General features: G+C 71.0%; 14 protein-coding genes and 1 pseudogene. 10 read left to right on the forward strand and 5 right to left on the reverse strand.

Going from position 1 to position 18,051, the window contains the following annotated elements; translation table 11 throughout:
* Positions 1 to 1,338 (forward strand): DUF6020 family protein (locus AC13HU_RS10515; RefSeq protein WP_483041519.1); only part of this gene is annotated, 1,338 nt, incomplete at its 5' end.
* 60 nt (positions 1,339 to 1,398) lie between these two features.
* On the opposite strand, the gene AC13HU_RS10520 is transcribed toward AC13HU_RS10515, so the two are convergent.
* The 4 genes from AC13HU_RS10520 to AC13HU_RS10535 all read right to left on the reverse strand — a co-directional run bounded on the left by AC13HU_RS10520 (position 1,399) and on the right by AC13HU_RS10535 (position 7,281).
* Positions 1,399 to 2,187: a class I SAM-dependent methyltransferase gene (locus AC13HU_RS10520; RefSeq protein WP_483041520.1), complete on the reverse strand. Its 789-nt coding sequence runs from the start codon at positions 2,185 to 2,187 to the stop codon at positions 1,399 to 1,401.
* 116 nt (positions 2,188 to 2,303) lie between these two features.
* Entirely contained in the window at positions 2,304 to 2,918 is a 615-nt protein-coding gene (gene rfbC / locus AC13HU_RS10525) for a dTDP-4-dehydrorhamnose 3,5-epimerase (protein ID WP_483041521.1), read from the reverse strand.
* A gap of 194 nt (positions 2,919 to 3,112) precedes the next feature.
* On the reverse strand, positions 3,113 to 5,188 hold the full coding sequence (locus AC13HU_RS10530) for a glycosyltransferase family 2 protein (protein ID WP_483041522.1): 2,076 nt from the start codon (positions 5,186 to 5,188) through the stop codon (positions 3,113 to 3,115).
* A gap of 326 nt (positions 5,189 to 5,514) precedes the next feature.
* Entirely contained in the window at positions 5,515 to 7,281 is a 1,767-nt protein-coding gene (locus AC13HU_RS10535) for an FG-GAP repeat domain-containing protein (protein ID WP_483041523.1), read from the reverse strand.
* 264 nt (positions 7,282 to 7,545) lie between these two features.
* Here AC13HU_RS10535 and galE point away from each other — a divergent pair, with 264 nt between their 5' ends.
* From galE to AC13HU_RS10565, 6 genes and pseudogenes are all read left to right on the forward strand, one after another.
* A complete protein-coding gene (galE, locus tag AC13HU_RS10540) occupies positions 7,546 to 8,514 on the forward strand; it encodes a UDP-glucose 4-epimerase GalE (RefSeq protein ID WP_483041524.1) in 969 nt (322 codons plus the stop codon).
* A gap of 163 nt (positions 8,515 to 8,677) precedes the next feature.
* A complete protein-coding gene (gene proB / locus AC13HU_RS10545; protein WP_483041530.1) occupies positions 8,678 to 9,757 on the forward strand; it encodes a glutamate 5-kinase in 1,080 nt (359 codons plus the stop codon).
* A gap of 207 nt (positions 9,758 to 9,964) precedes the next feature.
* The gene (locus AC13HU_RS10550) at positions 9,965 to 10,447 is read left to right on the forward strand and encodes a hypothetical protein (protein WP_483041525.1); all 483 of its coding nucleotides are present in this window, start codon (positions 9,965 to 9,967) and stop codon (positions 10,445 to 10,447) included.
* 427 nt (positions 10,448 to 10,874) lie between these two features.
* On the forward strand, positions 10,875 to 12,161 hold the full coding sequence (locus AC13HU_RS10555; protein WP_483041526.1) for a glutamate-5-semialdehyde dehydrogenase: 1,287 nt from the start codon (positions 10,875 to 10,877) through the stop codon (positions 12,159 to 12,161).
* Positions 12,162 to 12,310: 149 nt separating this feature from the next.
* Positions 12,311 to 12,733 (forward strand): SCO2583/SCO2584 N-terminal domain-containing protein, encoded by a 423-nt coding sequence (locus tag AC13HU_RS10560; protein WP_483041527.1) that lies wholly within the window; start codon positions 12,311 to 12,313, stop codon positions 12,731 to 12,733.
* 64 nt (positions 12,734 to 12,797) lie between these two features.
* Positions 12,798 to 13,844 (forward strand): annotated as a pseudogene (locus AC13HU_RS10565) (SCO2583 family membrane protein); the annotation flags it as partial.
* A 302-nt stretch (positions 13,845 to 14,146) separates the two neighbouring features.
* Here AC13HU_RS10565 and AC13HU_RS10570 read toward each other — a convergent pair.
* Positions 14,147 to 15,199: a M48 family metallopeptidase gene (locus AC13HU_RS10570; RefSeq protein ID WP_483041531.1), complete on the reverse strand. Its 1,053-nt coding sequence runs from the start codon at positions 15,197 to 15,199 to the stop codon at positions 14,147 to 14,149.
* A 234-nt stretch (positions 15,200 to 15,433) separates the two neighbouring features.
* On the opposite strand from AC13HU_RS10570, the gene AC13HU_RS10575 reads away from it, so the two are divergent.
* From AC13HU_RS10575 to AC13HU_RS10585, 3 genes are read left to right on the forward strand one after another with little or no spacing between them, the layout of a single operon-like run.
* Complete coding sequence (locus tag AC13HU_RS10575; protein WP_328464084.1) at positions 15,434 to 15,577, forward strand: hypothetical protein; 144 nt, start codon at positions 15,434 to 15,436, stop codon at positions 15,575 to 15,577.
* A gap of 8 nt (positions 15,578 to 15,585) precedes the next feature.
* Positions 15,586 to 16,185, forward strand: a complete 600-nt coding sequence (nadD, locus tag AC13HU_RS10580; protein WP_483041528.1) for a nicotinate-nucleotide adenylyltransferase — start codon at positions 15,586 to 15,588, stop codon at positions 16,183 to 16,185.
* 30 nt (positions 16,186 to 16,215) lie between these two features.
* Positions 16,216 to 18,021, forward strand: coding sequence for an LCP family protein (locus tag AC13HU_RS10585; protein WP_483041529.1), 1,806 nt, complete (start codon positions 16,216 to 16,218; stop codon positions 18,019 to 18,021).
* The last annotated feature ends 30 nt before the right edge of the window (positions 18,022 to 18,051 follow it).

Genomic DNA, 18,051 nt, shown 5'->3' on the forward strand with positions numbered 1-18,051 from the left:
ACCTACATCTACGAGGTCAGCACCTCCCACTGGCGCTCGGACCACTCGGTCGCCTACGACGCGCTGCTGTGGATCTCGCTCCAGGTCACCGGCGGCATCGCGGCCCTGACCTTCGTCCAGACCATCGGCATGGCCGCCGCGCTCGCCTACGTCTGCGTGGCGCTGCGCGACCTCGGGGTGCGCGGGCGGTGGAGCGCGCTCGGCGCCCTGGTCGTCGCCGCGGCCCCGATGACCGCCTCGTTCACGGTGTTCGTCTGGAAGGACGTCGCCTACACCATCGCCACCCTGGTCGCCTTCGGCGCGGTGGTCCAGCTCACCGCCCGCCGGTTGCGTCGCGAGCACGGCGTCCGCGACCGGTCCTTCCGCCGGCAGCTGCTGACCCTGGGCCTGGGCTGCCTGGGCATCGGCCTGTTCCGCAACAACGGCTTCCCGGTGCTCATCGCCGCCGGGGTGCTGCTGGTGCTGCTGCTGCCGGGCACGCGCCGCTGGATCGCCACCGCGGTCGGGGTCCCGCTGGTGGTGACGCTGGTGATGAACAACTTCCTCTACCCGGCGCTCGGCGTCCAGACGCCGCGCCCCGACGAGGTGTACGCCTTCAACTACGCCGACATCGGTGTCGCCTACGCCAAGCGCCCCGACATCTTCACCGCGTCCGACCTGCGGCTGCTGCGCGGTATCGCGCCGCTGTCGCACTGGAGCCGCCCGGGCGGCAACTGCCATGTGGCCGACCCGATCATGCACAAGCCGATGAACCGGATCAAGGCCGGCAAGGAGAACGGGCAACTGCTCGCCCTGTGGGGGCGGATCCTCGAACACCACCCGACGCTCATCATCGACGCCCGGTTGTGCCGCGCCGACATCGCCTGGGCGTTCACCGGCCACACCGGCTTGTACGCGGCGTCCAACACCCATCTGCTGCGCACCTGGTCCAGCTTCGGCCTGGACTCGGTCCAGCAACTCCCCTACCACGCCTCGCTGCCCGACGACCCGCTGTCCTCCAAGCTCCACCACATCGGGACCAGGGCCTTCGAATGGACGCAGGGGCCGAAGCGGACGACGCTGCTGTGGCGCGGGGTGAACTGGACCTACCTGGGCTACCTGGTGGTCGCGCTGGCCGCTGTACGCCGCCGCAGATACGAGCTGCTCGCACTCGCGGTGCTGCCGGCCGCCCTCCAGGTCACGGTGCTCGCGGCCAACCCGTCACCGCTGTGGCGCTACATGTGTGCCGCGCTCTTCGTGGGCATCCTCACGGTGCCGGTGCTCGCGCTGCTCGGCCGCGGCACGCTGCCATGGGAGCGCGCCGGCCGCGCCCCGGCCCCGCCGGACACCACGACCTAGGGGCTGTCGAGGACAACCAGGACGAGGCGCCGGCGACGGGGCCGGACCTGAGACCAGTTGTCAGCTCACGGACTCGATCTGCCGGCGGATCGCGCCGAAGGACGAGCGGCCGCGGTGCAGGTTGCGGGCCCGGGCGAGCGCGGGCCAGAAGGGGGCCCGCAGCAGCGTCTCGGCGTTGACCGCGTTCTTGCGGAGCAGCAGTTCCTCCGGGATGTCCTGCGGGTCCTCGGTGGCGTACTCCGCGATGATCTTGTCGTAGTTGTCGCGGAGCACCGTGTTGGTCGGGTCGGCGCCGAAGATCGCGGTCACGCCGGTCTTCACGGTGTCGACGTCCACCACGGTCAGGTCGGGGCGGTAGCGGCGCAGCACCTGGGCGACCTTGAAGACATCGCCGGCCCAGTCCTTGGTGTGCCGGTCGCGGGCGGCCTCGTCCACGTTGCGCGGCAGCATGTCGTCGAAGACGATCACGCTGGACCAGCGGGAGTGCTTCTCGATGTTCATGAAGTCGCGCAGCGCGTACTCGAAGATGTGCATGCCGTCGATGAAGGACAGCTCCAGCACGGGGTCGCCGACCAGGGCGAGCGGGTCGCGGCGGCCCAGCGCCCGGAACGGGTTGCGTCCCGGGCGCAGGTGCAGCAGCGGGTCCTTGCGGTTGAAGAACGCGTCACTCGTGGCCCGCACCAGGTGTACGTCGCAACTGATGGACTGGGTGAGCTTGAAGGCCGGGTCAATCGCGACGGACGGCACCCGGGACAGCGCCAGGCTCTTCCCGTCGTTGACGCCGATCTCCAGATAGTTGCGCGGCTTGTAGGCTTTGTGCAGCCTGCGCAGGAACTCGTGACGGTGCACTGAACAACCCTTCGATGCGTAAGACGGCGGGAGTGATGGAGCGACGCTAGCGGTTGCTCCGCCGGACCGACATCGTTCAGCGGAAGTTTGTCGAATCCTCAGAGACCTCAGAGGTTTCAGGAGCCCTGAGAGGGGCTGCCGGCTCGCAGGTCCGCATCGAAACGCAGGCAGTCCTCGTACGAGGGCAGCAGCCCCTGCGCGCGCGCCTCGGCGAGGGTGGGCGCCTGGGCGTCCTTCTCCGACAGCAGCGGCTCGACGTCCGAGGGCCAGGCGATGCCCAGTTCCGGGTCGAGCGGGTTGATGCCGTGCTCGCGCCCGGGGGAGTACCCGGCCGAGCAGAGGTAGACCACCGTGGCGTCGTCGGTGAGGGCCATGAAGGCATGCCCCAGGCCCTCGGAAAGGTACACCGCGTGGTGCTGGTCGTCGTCCAGCCGCACGCCCTCCCACTGGCCGTAGGTGGGCGAGCCGACCCGGATGTCCACGATCACGTCGAGCACCGCGCCGCGCACGCACTTGACGTACTTCGCCTGGCTCGGCGGCACGTCCGCGAAGTGCACCCCGCGCAGGGTGCCGCGGCTGGAGACCGAGCAGTTGGCCTGCACCAGGTCCAGCCGGTGGCCCACGGACTCCTCGAAGTCCGCGGCGCGGAACCACTCGTGGAACGCCCCCCGGCTGTCCGGGAAGATCTTGGGCTCGTGTACGAAGGCGCCGGCGATGTCCAGCTGCCGCATGCGGATCACGTCCTTGGGGGTTGGTGACGGGTGGGGGAGAGAGGGGCGACGAAAAAAAGAGGCGAGCGAAGCGGCGGACGGCCGACGGTAGAAGTACGCGCGAGGAGTACGGGGTCCCGCCGATGTGCGCGGGACCCCGTTCGAGTGGTGCTGCGTGCCGTGCGGCCGTCCCGCCCCGAGCCCAGGTGCCGAACCTAGGCGCCGAAGCGCGTGGCCATCCGCCGGAGCTTCTTGCGGGAGCTGGGGTTGAGCCGCTGCATCACCGGGCCGCCGATCCGCTTCAGCATGCTGCGATTGGCTGACCGGCGCCGCTGGGCCTGGGCCTCACTGGCGGTGGCCGGATCCACCGTATCCAGGCCCTCGACCGGGTGCAGGCGGCCGCGGTCGTCGACCCGCACCTGCCCGATCTTCAGTTCGGGTCCCGAGGCGGCGCCGTCCAGCCGGGCCGACAGTTGCCAGGTGCCCGACCGCAGCCCGGTGAACGGAGTGGCGCCCTCCTTGACGTCGGCCGGTCGCAGGTGAACCCGGCCGCCCACCGGCTCCAGCACGGCCGGCAGCCCCGCGAAGGCCGCGTCCGGACCGGTGCCGCGCAGCACCAGCCAGGCCCGGGCGGTGGCGGTGCCCGAGTGCGAGACCGCGGCCAGCTCCAGTTCCAGCTGGTCGCCCGGCATCCGCAGCACCTCGCGGCCGGCCAGCGCGTCGCCGAGCTTCTTGCCGCGCCGTGCCACGTCCAGCGTCAGGTTGCCGTGCGGGTCGGTGAAGTACGGCACCGTGAGCTGGGCGGGCTCGCCGAGCAGGGCGGGCAGGCACGCGTCGTCCACACCCGGCGCCCGGTCGGCGCCGAGCCGGGCCTTGCGGACCAGGCCGAGGCCGCGCACCGGCACCCACACGTCCCACATGCCGCGGGTGAGCGCGTCACGGCCCTTGACCGCCTTGGGGTCGAGGTAGCCGGTGCCGTGCAGCACCACCTCGCAGAGCACGCCCTCCGGGCCGCCCGCGACGGCCGGCAGGTCCTCCACCGCGGTCTCGAACTCCGCGGGGCAGGCCCACTCCACCGCGGTCTCCCGGTCGCGGATGCTGACCTCCGCGCGGTAGCCGTCGATCTCGTCGGTGACGTCGATCAGCTCGCCGTCCTCCAGCAGGTCCTGGTGGAAGTCGGGGTGCAGGTAGTAGCGGTCGCCGCGGCGCAGCAGCGACAGCGGCTTCTTGTCGTCGCCCCACACCAGGCGGGCGGTGACGGTGATGGCGATCCGGCCGTCGACCCAGCGGAAGTCCTCCAGCCGGGCGGTGCCCTTGACCGAGGAGGCCCGGCGGGCGACCACGACCAGCTGCTCGCGCCGGTCGCGGCGCAGCAGGGTGGAGCGCAGCCGCATGATGGCGCCGAGCCCGTCATGCACCCCGTCGTTGACGAAGTCGCCGGCCACGTCGTTGACGGCGTCGATCATCTCGTCGCGGTACTCGGGGGTGTACTTCAGCACCGACGGCTCGCTGAGCCGGCCGAGCATCTCGACCCGGTAGAAGCGGCGCAGCAGGTCGTCCCGGAAGGTGCCGGGCTCGGTGTTGGCGACCACCACGTCGAGCACTTCGCGCAGGTTGCCGTAGTAGCCGGACGGCACGATCTTCGCCGAGCCGGCGTTCTTGCCGTCGTCGCGCTTGGAGTAGTGGTAGCAGGTGTAGTCGCCGAGGATGGAGACGACCTTCGCCGGGAAATAGGTCTCCATCATGTACAGCTGGTCTTCCAGCCGCCGCTTGCCCTCGGGGTAGGCGATCTTGTTGTCCCGCAGGAACTGGGTGCGGAACATCTTGTGCGGCGTGAGGCTGTCCACCAGCGGTGCGTCGTGGATCGTGCACTTCTCGCGGTTGACCCGGAAGACGCCGTGCGGGACCCCGCGGAAGTTGCTCGCGACCTTGCCGAAGACGATGTCCGAGCCGTTGCGGTGTCCCATGTCGTACAGCCGGCGCAGCGCGTCGGGCGCCATGTAGTCGTCCTGGTCGACGAAGTGCACGTACTCGCCGCGCGCCTGTTCGACGCCGATGTTGCGCGGCTTGCCCGGCCAGCCGGAATTCGGGATGTGGATGACCCGCACCTGCGGGTGCTCGGCGGCGAGCCGGTCCAGTCTCGCGGGGGTGTCGTCGGTCGAGCCGTCATTGACGAAAAGGAGTTCCAGTTCGTCCGCCGGCAGCGTCTGCCCCAACAGCGACGCGATGCACGGCTCTATGTATTTCCCGGGGTTGTAGACCGGGACGATGACGCTGACCTTGACCGACATCCTTGTTTCCGCCTCGCCTTTCGCGGCTCTGGTTTCAGGCCGCTGGTTTGTCCGTGGAATCCTACGGCGGCCGTGAAGGGTCGCCGAACAGAGCGCGGGCGCACCTCAGGAGTACGTGGCGCTCCGGAGTAGGACAGTTCAGCGGACGAAAGGATGTACGTACACCGCGGATTGTGACTGGTATCACTTCGATGTCGGCGGCTGTTCAGGTGGATCGTCAGCGGGGATCGGCGGGGCCAGCACAGTGTCAGGCGGGAACGGCAAGAGGCGCCGGCGCCGCACGAAGCGGTGCCGGCGCCCCTCAGATGAGCCGGTGGTTGCTCGGATCAGCCCAGGTCGGCGTACTGGCTCCAGCCGGTGCCGCCGATCTGGACCCGCGCCTTGAAGGTGCCGTTGCCGGTGCCCGCGTAGAAGTACAGGCCCTTCGAGCTGCGGGCCAGCAGGTCCGCCACCCCGTCGCCGTTCATGTCGCCGGGCGCGATCAGCTTGTTGTACTGGCTCCAGCCGCTACCGCCGATCTGCTTCTTCGCCCCGAAGGGTGAGGACGCCTTGCCGGTGCCGGCGTACAGGAACAGCCCGGCCGACGAGCGCGCGACGATGTCCGCCTTGCCGTCACCGGTCAGGTCGCCGATGCCGACGATCTGGTTGTACTGGTTCCAGCCGCTGCCGCCGACCTGCACGCGGCCCTTCATCGACAGGCCGTTGCCGTTGCCGCCGTAGTAGTACAGCGCCGACGAGTTGCGGGCGAGCAGGTCGCCCTTGCCGTCGCCGTTGAGGTCGCCGGGGCCGACCACCAGGTTGTACGACGTCGAACCGCCGGCGAGCATGTCGTCGTTGTTGGCGTAGTTCGCCAGGTTGTACAGGTGGCCGTCGTACAGGCCCTTGCCGATCAGGTCCGAGAACCCGGAGTCGGTCAGCGAGGAGACCTCGTAGAGCCGGATCGCGCTGCGGTCGAAGCCCGTGCCGGCCTCCTGCTTCGCGTCGAGGTTCCCGGTGCCGGTGGCGTCGTAGTAGTACAGGGTGCCGTTCGAGGTGTTGGCATAGATGCCGTCCTTGCCGAAGAACGGGTTGGCGCCGGCGCCCGCCAACTGCCGCTCCCAGCCCCAGCCCGTGCCGACCTCAATGCGCGTGGGGTCGAACGTGCCGTTGCCGTTGCCCGCGTACACGTAGAGGGTGCCGTCGTAGCCGCGGGCGAGCAGGTCCTGGGTGCCGTTGCCGTCGTAGTCGCCGCCGCCGACGAGCTGGTTGTACTGGTTCCAGCCGGTGCCGCCGATCTGGGTCTTCGCCGAGAACGGGGTGGCCGCGTTGCCGCTGCCGGTGTACAGCCACAGACCGCTGGAGTTGCGGGCGACGATGTCGCCGATGCCGTCGCCGTTGAAGTCGCCCACGCCGACGAGCTGGTTGAACTGGTTCCAGCCCGCGCCGCCGACCTGGACCCGGGCGCCGAAGGGTGCCGAGCCCTTGCCGGTGCCCGGGTAGAAGAACAGTCCGGCCGAGCTGCGCGCCAGCAGGTCGGGCTTGCCGTCACCGTTCAGGTCGCCGGGCGCGACCAGCTTGGTGTACTGCTGCCAGCCGGTGCCGACGGTGGTGTACGACTGGAGGCCGTCGGTCTGCAGCGGGTTGGCGCCGCTGTGCAGGCGCAGCGAGCCGCTGGCGGTCAGCGTCAGCAGGTCGGGCTTGCCGTCGCCGTCGAGGTCGCCCGGCGTCAGCAGGTCCTTCACCTGCGAGGCGTCGCCGTCGATCACCGTGGTGAGGCGATCGGAGGCGTCGTTGAGCAGGTCGATGACGATCTCGCCGTCGCTGTACCGGTAGACCAGGTCGTCCGCGCCGTCACCGTCGAAGTCGGACGGGTGCGTGGTCGCGGCGGAGGTGGCGATCTTCGCGGTCTTGCCGCGCAGCTTCTTCGACGAGCGGGCCGGCAGCGAGAACTGCGATGCCTTGGCTGTGACGGCCGGCCGCTTGACCGGGCCGGGGGCACCGGGCGTGTCAGCAGCCGCGGTGCCGCTCAGCGCGCCGGTGGCCAGCAGGCCCGCGCAGCCGAGCACCGCGCAGGCGGCCGTGCGGCGGCCCTTGCGGCGAAAGGAGTTGGACACGTGTGTGTTCCTTTGTCGAGGAATAGGGTGCGGGCACCACAGCGCCGGGCCACGTGCGCAGGCATGACCGCGCAGAGCTGCGCAGGTCGCCTCGACCGCCGATGTCCCCCCGGGGTGCTCCGACCCCCTGTCTTATGCGGATATGTGTCCGAAGCGCAAGGCTTTTCTGTTAATTCGGTGAAGATCTCCGGTACCTCGGATGACGGCGGGCGGTCTCCCGAAGTGGCCATCGGGCCCCGCCGCGCCCGCTGTTAGGGTGGGACGATGTGGTTGATCACCGGCGGAGCCGGATACATCGGGTCCCACGTCGTCAGGGAGTTGACCGCCGCCGGTGAGAGCGTCGTGGTCCTGGACGACCTCAGCAGCGGCGATCCGGCCCGGCTGCCGGCCGGCGTCCCGCTGGAGCGCGGCTCGGTGCTCGACGCGGAGGTGCTGGCGCGGGTGCTGCGCGAGTACGCCGTCGACGGGATCGTGCACATCGCCGCCAAGAAGCAGGTCGGCGAGTCCGTCGAACGCCCGCTGTACTACTACCGGGAGAACGTCGAGGGGCTGCGGACCGTCCTCGACGCGGCCGTGGCCGCCGAGGTGCGCCGCTTCGTCTTCTCCTCCTCCGCGGCCGTCTACGGCCCGACCGACGTCGACCTGGTCACCGAGCAGACGCCCTGCGCGCCGATGAGCCCGTACGGCGAGACCAAACTCGCCGGCGAGTGGCTGGTCGCGGCCGCCGGCCAGGCGTACGGCATGGCCACCGCGTCGCTGCGCTACTTCAACGTCGCGGGCGCGGCCACCCCGGAGCTCGCCGACACCGGTGTGTCCAACATCGTCCCGATGGTCTTCCAGCGGCTCGCCGCGGGAGCGCCGCCGCTGATCTTCGGCGACGACTACGCGACGCCCGACGGCACCTGCGTCCGCGACTACGTCCACGTCAAGGACATCGCCTCCGCGCACCTGGCCGCCGCCCGCCGGCTCACCGCCGACCCGCACGCGGCCCTGGTGCTGAACATCGGCACCGGCCTCGGCGTCTCGGTGGCCGAGATGGTTGCGGTGATCGGCGAGGTGACCGGCCACACTGGCCTCATGCCCGAGGTCGGTCCGCGCCGCCCGGGCGACCCGGCCCGCGTCATCGCCTCGGCCGAGGCGATCGCCAAGGAGCTGGACTGGCGCGCACGGTACGACGTCCGGGAGATGGTGGGTTCGGCATGGGCGGGCTGGCAACTGCACCACCCGGAGTGACGGCTCGTCCCGGCCGGACGGATCGCGGCGCGGCGGGTTTCGGCACGGCGGGTTTCGGTACGGCGGCACGGCCGGCGATCACGCGGCGGGCGGAAGAACGGACAGAGGGACGGCGCAGGTGACAGCGGCGGCACGGCAGGACGTGGTGGAGGCCCGCAGGGTCGTGGTGAAGGTCGGCTCCTCGTCGCTGACCACGGCCGCCGGCGGGCTGGACGCGGACCGGGTGGACGCCCTCGTCGACGTCCTCGCCAAGACCCGCGCGGACCGCGAGGTGGTCCTCGTCTCCTCCGGCGCGATCGCCGCCGGGCTCGCACCGCTCGGCCTGCCGCGCCGCCCCCACGACCTGGCCCGGCAGCAGGCCGCCGCAAGCGTCGGCCAGGGCCTGCTGGTCGCCCGGTACACCGCCTCCTTCGCCCGGTACGGCATCCGCGTCGGCCAGGTGCTGCTCACCTCCGACGACGTCAGCCGCCGCACCCACTACCGCAACGCGTACCGCACCCTCGACCAGTTGCTGACCATGGGCGCCCTGCCGATCGTCAACGAGAACGACACGGTCGCCACCGACGAGATCCGGTTCGGCGACAACGACCGGCTCGCCGCCCTCGTCGCCCACCTGGTCCGCGCCGACCTGCTGGTGCTGCTCTCCGACGTCGACGGCCTCTACGACGGCGACCCGCGCACCCCCGGCACCAGCCTGGTCGGCGAGGTCACCGGCCCCGGCGACCTCGCCGGCATCTCCATCGGCAGCGCGGGCCGGGCCGGCGTCGGCACCGGCGGCATGGTCACCAAGGTCGAGGCGGCCGCCATCGCCACCGGTGCCGGGGTGCCGGTGGTGCTCACCTCCGCCGTGCACGCCGCCGACGCGCTGGCCGGCCGCGAGACCGGCACGTACTTCCACCGCACCGGCAAGCGCTCCGCCGACCGGCTGCTGTGGCTCGCGCACGCCTCCACCCCGCGCGGCTCGCTGCGGCTGGACGCGGGCGCGGTGCGCGCCGTCACCGAGCGGCACAGCTCGCTGCTGCCGGCCGGACTCACCGCGGTCGAGGGCGACTTCACCGCGGGCGACCCGGTCGACCTGCTGGACGAGTCCGGTCACGCGGTCGCCCGCGGCCTGGTCAACTTCGACGCCCGCGAGCTGCCCCGGCTGCTCGGCCGCTCCACCCGCGACCTGGCCAGGGAGCTCGGCCCGGCGTACGAACGCGAAGTGGTCCACCGCGACGACCTCGTGCTGCTGCGCCCGTAGCTCCACCCGGGGCGAGGCTGCCCGTTTCCGGCGGTTGGCTGCCCGTTTCGGCCCGTTCCGTGGATGCGCCAGGCCGGTCGCTCCTTGGCCAATCTCCGGGAAAACGCCCCGCTCGGCCGCCGAGCCTGGTCAACTGTGAAGCGGAGGAGTCGTCCGCGGGGAGCGTGCGGGCGGCGCCGGGCAACGTCACCCACAGGGAGGCCACCGGTGAAACGAGGGCGCCCAGGGCACTCGTCCAGGGGGACGTCGGGGCGCGCGCTCGTCAGCGTGAGCAGCGGGCACGACGTCGGTACGGCCGGCACCGGCAGCAGCGCCGACGACGCCGAGACCGGGCACGACGAACACCCTTCCGCCCGGCTGTGGCACGTCACGCTCAGCGTCTCCGGGCCCCGCGCGCCCCTCGCCGAGGTCAGACGCGGGCTGGAGCAACTCGCGCACGACCATCCGTTCCTGCTCACCAGTCGCTACGCGACCGACCACGCCGAGATCCGCTACTGGGAAGAGGCCCGCGACCTCCATGATGCCGCTGCGCTGGCCTTGCGGTTGTGGGGCGAGCACCGCTCCACGGCCGCCCTCCCGCCCTGGGAGACGGTCGGCCTCGAAGTCATCGACCGCATCACCTACCACCAGCGCCTGGCCGAAGGCTACGGCCCCCCTCCAGCGGTCCCGGTAGGCGTCCACCCGTACTGACACAGGGTGCCCCTGCCCTCCAGGTTGCCCCGTCCTGTCCGACCGGGACCTTGCGGCTCGCCGTGGCTGGTCGCGCAGTTCTCCCCCCCGAGCTTCGCCTGGGAGGTACCCCCACGCGCCCGTGGATGGTGCACCTCTTCCGCGGCGATCAGCCACAACAAGGGGCGCAGGGAACTGCGCGACCAGCAGGCCACCGGGGGAAGGCCCGGCAACCCGCTGCAGGGGCAGGGCCGGCGGGCGCCCAGCCCGCCGATGAACGTGCCGGAACAAGGGCACCCGGGCCGCTCGGGAGAAGCGAGCTTCTTTTCACGGAGGAGCCGCACAGAACCAGGGGCGCGGGGAACGGCGCGACAAGCCACCCACAGGCCGCAAGGTCCCGCAACTACGTGAACCAGCCACCCGGGCGGGTCAGGGTACCCTGCACCGCATGGAATTGCCCTCGCCGCTCCCCAACTCCCCCGTGCTGCTGGCCGCGTACCGCGCCCGCGCCGCCGCCGCGGAGCTGGCCCCGCAGGCCCGCGCGGCGAAGGACGACGCGCTGCTGGCCATCGCGGACGCCCTGATCGTCCGCACCCAGGAGATCATCGCCGCCAACGCCGAGGACGTGGCCCGCGCCAAGGCCGCCGGCACGAGTGCGGCGATCATCGACCGGCTCACCCTGACCCGTGAGCGGGTCGCCGCGATCGCCGCCGACGTTCGGCACGTCGTGTCGCTGCCCGACCCGGTCGGCGAGGTGCTGCGCGGCTCCACCCTCCCCAACGGGCTCGACCTGCGGCAGGTCCGCGTCCCGCTCGGCGTGGTCGGCATCATCTACGAGGCCCGCCCGAACGTCACCGTGGACGCCGCCGCGCTCTGCCTGAAGTCCGGCAACGCGGTGCTGCTGCGCGGCTCGTCCTCCGCGTACTCCTCGAACACCGCCCTGGTCACCGTGGTGCGCGACGCGGTCGGCGGCGCCGGCCTGCCCGCGGACGCGGTGCAGCTCGTGCCGGGCGAGAGCCGTGAGTCCGTCACCGAGCTGATGCGGGCCCGCGGCCAGGTCGACGTACTGATCCCGCGCGGCGGCGCCGCCCTGATCCGTACCGTCGTCGAGGGCTCCACCGTGCCCGTGATCGAGACCGGCACCGGCAACTGCCACGTCTACGTGGACGCCGAGGCCGACGTGGACACCGCCGTGGAGATCCTGGTGAACTCCAAGGCGCAGCGGCCCAGCGTCTGCAACGCCGCGGAGACGCTGCTGGTGCACCGCGACATCGCCGACCGTTTCCTGCCCCGCGCGCTGGACGCGCTCGCCGAGGCGGGCGTCACCGTGCACGGCGACCCGGGGGTGGTGGCGGCCGCGCGGGCGCACGACGGCAAGGCCACCGTGGTGCCGGTCACCGCCGAGGACTGGGAGACGGAGTACCTGTCGTACGACATCGCGGCCGGCGTGGTGGACTCGCTGGACGCGGCCGTCGCGCACATCCGGCTGTGGTCCTCCGGCCACACCGAGGCGATCGTGACCACCTCGCAGGCCGCCGCCCGCCGCTTCACCCGGCTGGTCGACGCTGCCGCGGTGATGGTGAACGCCTCCACCCGGTTCACCGACGGCGGCCAGTTCGGCTTCGGCGCCGAGATCGGCATCTCCACCCAGAAGCTGCACGCGCGCGGCCCGATGGGCCTGCCCGAGCTGACCTCCACCAAGTACATCGTCACCGGCGACGGCCACATCCGCTGACCGGTGCCCCACGGGTACCCGGCCGCCCCATCCGACCCGGGCGGCCGGTACGGCCTCCGTACCACGCCACCGCCCCTGGCGCACAGCCGCCGCACTGCGGGCCGGGAAAGCCCTGCCCAAAAGGGCCTCTTCCGGCTTACTCTGAACAGATGCCGGACGATGACGAGTTCGCCTCCGTAGTCCTCGACGAAGAATTCGTACGGTCCGCTCTGTTCCATGAGCCCACGGCCAGGGAACGGATGCTTGCCGTCGCGGAAGGTCCCGCGCTGCCACCCAGCCGTCCAGGACGGCACAGAAGCCGGGGCGCCGCCGTACCCGAGCTGGAGGACGGTTCCGTCCTGGAGGCGGACGAGCTCTACGCCGAAGGGCACCCCTACCGCGGCAGCAGCACCCGCTGGCACCGGCCGGTCGCCTGGGCGCTCGCGGTGGTGATGGGCATCGGCGTGGTCGCCCTGACCTTCGCCGCGGTCTACCGGGGCGCGGGCGGTGGGCGCAGCACGACCCCGCCGCCGACGCACCCGCCGATCGGCACCTCGGCGACCCCGACCATCCACTTCGTCCCGCAGCCCTGATCGCACGTCAACTTGACCGCCACAGGGGCGCCTGTTCCCGTCCATGCGGACTTAACCTTGTGATATGAGCGGGCATGAAGACCCTCCCGAGGGCACGCCCGACGGCGTGCCGGCCGGGGGCGACGACGAGAACGAGTACCGATCCGTCGTGTTCGACGAGTCGTTCGTCAAGGCTGCCCGTATCCAGGAGTACTCCGCGCGCGAGCGGCTCGACGACGCCGCGCACGCGGTGCACATCCGCCATGTGATGCCGCGCGGCCTCGCCCGGCAGGCGCTGGCGATGTTCGTGCTGATCATGGTGGCGTTCGGCTTCGCCGTCTACATGGGGGTCCGCCACCCGTACCGCTCCCACACCCCCGCGGTCAGCGAGCAGATCCGGGTGAACCTGATACCGCTGGTGCCGAAGAGCACGGTGCCGGCCGTCTCGCCGAGCGCGCCCTTCGCCGGCAGTGTCGCGCAGGGGTACGGACACGGCATCACGGTGCCGACCGACGCGGCCCGGCGGATCGGCGGCTACGCGCAGAGCGAGGTCCAGGAGGCGCTGGACACCGCGAAGAAGTATCTGACCGTCACCTCGCTCAAACGCGACACGGTGATCCACGGCGACCTGGAGCCGGTGCGGGAGCTGCTGAGCCCCGGCCAGCTCGGCCAGTTCGACGACACCCTCACCCAGCCCAGCGACGACGGCAGCCACGCGGCCACCGGCTGGCTGGTGCGTTTCGACCCCAGCGCGGATATCTCCCTGGCGGGCAGCGACGCCAACGCCATCCGCGTGAACAAGGGCAAGGTGCGGACCGCCGCGGCCGGCAGCGAGCTGGAGATCGTCGCCGACTACACCTTCTTCTACGCCCTGCACGGCGACCCGGACACCGGGGTGTCGCTGTTCTCGGTGCGGCGCCAGCTGACCTTCCACGCCGACCACACCGACCTGCGGCAGCACCACATCGAGGTGGTCGACGCCGACGTCCAGGCCGGCCCGCTGGCCTGCACCGACACCGTGGGCAGCTATTTCCGGCCGATACTCGCCGGCGGCAGCGGTGGCCCGCTCGACGGCGTCGATCTGTACCACCCGGACCACCCGGCGGGTTCGGTCTGCAGCGCGATGGACGACGACGGCGCCCCGGCCACGCCGTCCGGCACGGCCACCCCCACCGGCACGGGTACTGCGGTCGCCCGGACGCCGACCCCCGCCGGCAGCGGGTACGGGACCAGGAACGGATCAGGGTCGGCGACGGCGACCGCGACGGCGACCGAGGCCGGGCCGGCGACCGCGGCCGGCTTCGGGGCCGGCACCGCGTTCGATACCGGCCCTGCGTTCGAGCCCGGCGCCTTGACCGGCACCCTCACCTTCACCGGCGGCGCGGTCGTGCCGCCGCCGGTGATCGCCGCGTCCGCGCTGTCCGGCGCGGAGTGCTACGCCCCTTCGGGTGCGGCCCCGGACGGGTCGGTGCCGTGGTCGCTCTTCCCGCCCGCCCCGGTGAACTTGTCGCGCAGCTTGCCGCCGATGTCCCCGGCGCCGTTGCCCAGGTCGCGGATCAGACCGACCAGCGGGTCCTTGCTCTGCTTCGCCCGATCGGTGTAGTGGCTGGCCGACTCCTTGAACGTGTCGTAGACCGACGCGTCCTTGTCGTCGGTGCGCCGCGGGTAGTGGCCGTCCATCAGCCGCTGATAGTCCCGGCTGGCCGCCCACTTGCGCAGCTCGCCGGCGCGCACGGTGGCGAAGGGGTGGCTGCGCGGCAGCACGTTGAGGATCTTCAGCACCGAGTCGCGCAGGTCGCCGGCCGCTTCGTACTCGTCGGCCTGCTTGAGGAACGCGTCCACGTTCATCTCGTGCAGGTGGTTGCCGCCGGCCAGCTTCATCAGGCCGCGCATCGACGCCTGGATGTCCTGGCCGACCAGCAACCCGGCCCGGTCCGCGGACAGTTCGGACTTGCGGAACCACTCGCGCAGCGCGGTGACGATCGCCAGCACCGCCAGGTTCCCCAGCGGGATCCACGCCACCCGCAGCGCGAGGTTGGTGAGGAAGAGCAGGATCGTCCGGTAGACGGAGTGGCCGGACAGCGCGTGGCCCACCTCGTGGCCGACGACCGCGCGCATCTCCTCCTCGTCCAGCAGCTCCACCAGGCCGGTGGTGACCACGATGATCGGCTCGTCCATGCCGATGCACATCGCGTTCGGCTGCGGGTCCTGCGTGACGTAGAAGGACGGCACCTTCTCCACGTCGAGGATGTAACAGGCGTCCCGCAGCATCGCGTTGAGATGGGCGAACTGCTCGTCGCTGACCCGGACGGAGTCGGACAGGAACAGCAGCCGCAGGCTGCGCTCGGGCAGCAGGCCGCTCAACGCCTTGAAGACGGTGTCGAATCCGGTGAGCTTGCGCAGCGCCACCAGTGCCGACTTGTCGGCCGGATGCTCATAGGCCCGCGACGAGATGTCGGGGAAGCGGCGCCGGGTACGGCTGGGCAGCTTCTCGCCACCCGCTCCGCCGCTCGAACTCTTGCCGGCCGAGCCCTTTCCGCCGGGCCCGTCCTTCTTCGATTTCTTCGACTGGGACGATTCGGACACCTGGGCCAACCCCCTGCTCGCCAACCGTTACACAGTGCTGGACGCGCGGAGCCAGCGCGAAGTTCCCCGGGCCCCGCCCGTACCATGTGCCGTGAGTCTTCCCGCCCGTCCCCGAGAACGCAAAGGGTCAGCCGAATGTCGACCGCAGCAGCCACCACCCTGACGACTCTCGCCGAGGGCGGCAACCACCCGAGCCTCAGCCCCTACCTGACCGGATTCGGCGCCCTGGGCGCCCTCCTGCTCCTTCTGTGGGTCGTCACCCGCTTCAACCGGGACTAGCAGTCCGCATGTCAGAGAAGAAGCGCATCGGCGTGATGGGCGGTACCTTCGACCCCATCCACCATGGGCACCTGGTGGCCGCGAGCGAGGTGGCCAGTCTCTTCCACCTCGACGAGGTCGTCTTCGTGCCCACCGGTCAGCCCTGGCAGAAGGAAGACCGCAAGGTCTCGGCCGCCGAGGACCGCTACCTGATGACGGTGATCGCCACCGCCTCCAACCCGCAGTTCTCGGTGAGCCGCAGCGACATCGACCGCGGCGGCCGGACGTACACCATCGACACCCTGCGGGACCTGCGGGTCGAGCACCCCGAGGCGGAGCTGTTCTTCATCACGGGGGCCGACGCGCTGTCACAGATCCTGTCCTGGCGGCATGCCGCGGAGCTCTTCGCGTTGGCGCATTTCATCGGCGTCACACGTCCAGGGCATACGCTGTCGGACCCGGGCCTCCCCGAGGGCGGTGTGTCGCTGGTGGAGGTCCCGGCGCTGGCGATCTCGTCGACCGATTGCCGCCAGCGGGTGGCCAAGGGTGACCCGGTCTGGTACTTGGTTCCGGACGGTGTGGTGCGCTACATCGACAAGCGCGCGCTCTACCGGCACGAGACCGGGTAGCGGCGCACAGCAAACGTGAAGGGGTTCCTCGTGAACGACGCAAACCCCCGCAGGCACTATGCCGAGGGCGGTCCAGACAACGAGAGAGACCCTTACGCGCAGGACCCTTACTACCAGCAGCAGCCCTACGGCTACGACGAGTACGGCCGCCCGATCACCCAGCCCCCGCCGTCGTACCAGGACCCGTCCGCGACGTACGGCGGCCAGCAGCAGGGCTACGGCGTCCCCCAGCAGGCCCCGCCGCCGTATCAGGAGCAGTACGACACGGGCTCGCACCAGGTCTACCCGCAGCAGGGCTACCAGCCCGGTTACGACCAGGGCTACGGCACCGGGCAGATGCCCGCCTACGGAACCGGGCAGCAACCCGCTTACGAGACCGGGCAGATGCCCGCCTATGACACGGGGCAGCAACCGGCGTACGACACGGGGCAGCAACCGCCTTACGAGACCGGGCAGTTGCCCGCGTACGACACGGGCCAGGTGCCGCAGTACCAGACCGCGCAACAGCCCGCCTACCAGGAGGAGCAGGCGCCTGCGGCGGCGGAGCAGCAGGTCGCGGAGGACTACCACACCGAGCAGTTCGCCTTCGTCGACGAGGACTCCGAGGAGTCCGAAGAGGTCATCGACTGGCTGAAGTTCTCCGAGTCGCGCACCGAGCGCAGGGAGGAGGCCAAGAGGCGCGGCCGTAAACGTACGTTCGGCCTGGTGGTCATACTCGTGCTCGCCCTGCTCGGCGGTGGCGGGTACCTGTGGAAGGCCGGGAAGCTCCCCGGGTTCAACAAGGGCTCCACGGCGGCGGCCGCGAGCGGCGGCGCCGAGCGGCGCGACGTGATCGTGGTGCACATGTTGCCGGTCAACGGCGGCGCCAGCTCCACCGCGTTGCTGGTGGACAACGCGACGAAGAAGCACGGCTCCACCGTGCTGATCCCCGGCACGGTGCAACTCGCCGACGACGACGGCTCGGTGACCACTCTCGACAAGTCCGTGGCGAACGGTGTCGGGCCCACCCGGGACTCCCTCAACACCCTGCTCGGCACGGACATCAAGGGCAGTTGGCGACTCGACTCGCCGTACCTGGAGCTGCTGGTCGACTCCCTCGGCGACATCTACGTCAACACCGACACCGAGGTCAAGGGCACCGGCAAGGACAAGGACAAGGTGCTCGTGCCCAAGGGCGAGCAGCAGGAACTGAGCGGGGACGCCGCGGTCGCGTACGCCACGTACAAGGCGCCCGGCGAGCCGCAGACCGCCCAGCTCAGCCGGTTCGGCCAGGTCATGCAGGCGGTGCTGATGAAGATGCCGAGCGACGCACCCGACGCGACCAGGACGGTGCAGGCACTCGCCCAGATCCTCGACCCGTCGCTCACCGACAAGCAGCTCGGTGCCTCGCTCGCCCAGCTCGCCGACCTCGCCAAGACCGGCCAGTACAGCACCTCGATGCTGCCGGTGCAGAAGGACGGCACGCTCAGCGAGGCGGCCACCGACAGCGTGGTGAAGGACGTGCTCGGCGGCAACGTGAAGCAGAGCACCGGCAACTCCGGCCCGGCGAGGGTCTCGATCAAGGACGCCAGCGGCAACTCCAAGTCCGCGGCCATGGCGGAGGCCGCCATCGTCAACGGCGGTACGTACGGCTACGTGTCGGGCGGCAAGGCCACCACCGTGCAGGCGGTGTCCCAGGTGCTCTACACGGACCCGGCCCGGGAGGCCGCGGCCAAGGACGTGGCGGCCACCCTCGGCCTCCAGCCGAGCGCGGTGAAGAAGGGCGCGGTCCCGTCGAACGCCGACATCTCGGTGGTCCTCGGTAAGGATTACAAGCCGACAAGCGACGACGGCTGACCACAGGACCGGGCGGCGCCGCAGGTCAGC

The organism is Streptomyces sp. NH27 (assembly GCF_056859195.1).

Bases quoted from the DNA above. Each gene is read 5' to 3' on its own strand.
- AC13HU_RS10555 (WP_483041526.1), top strand. From the start codon at position 10,875: ATGGAATTGCCCTCGCCGCTCCCCAACTCCCCCGTGCTGCTGGCCGCG.
- AC13HU_RS10530 (WP_483041522.1), bottom strand. From the start codon at position 5,188: ATGTCGGTCAAGGTCAGCGTCATCGTCCCGGTCTACAACCCCGGGAAA.
- AC13HU_RS10575 (WP_328464084.1), top strand. From the start codon at position 15,434: ATGTCGACCGCAGCAGCCACCACCCTGACGACTCTCGCCGAGGGCGGC.
- rfbC (WP_483041521.1), bottom strand. From the start codon at position 2,918: ATGCGGCAGCTGGACATCGCCGGCGCCTTCGTACACGAGCCCAAGATC.
- AC13HU_RS10560 (WP_483041527.1), top strand. From the start codon at position 12,311: ATGCCGGACGATGACGAGTTCGCCTCCGTAGTCCTCGACGAAGAATTC.
- nadD (WP_483041528.1), top strand. From the start codon at position 15,586: ATGTCAGAGAAGAAGCGCATCGGCGTGATGGGCGGTACCTTCGACCCC.
- galE (WP_483041524.1), top strand. From the start codon at position 7,546: ATGTGGTTGATCACCGGCGGAGCCGGATACATCGGGTCCCACGTCGTC.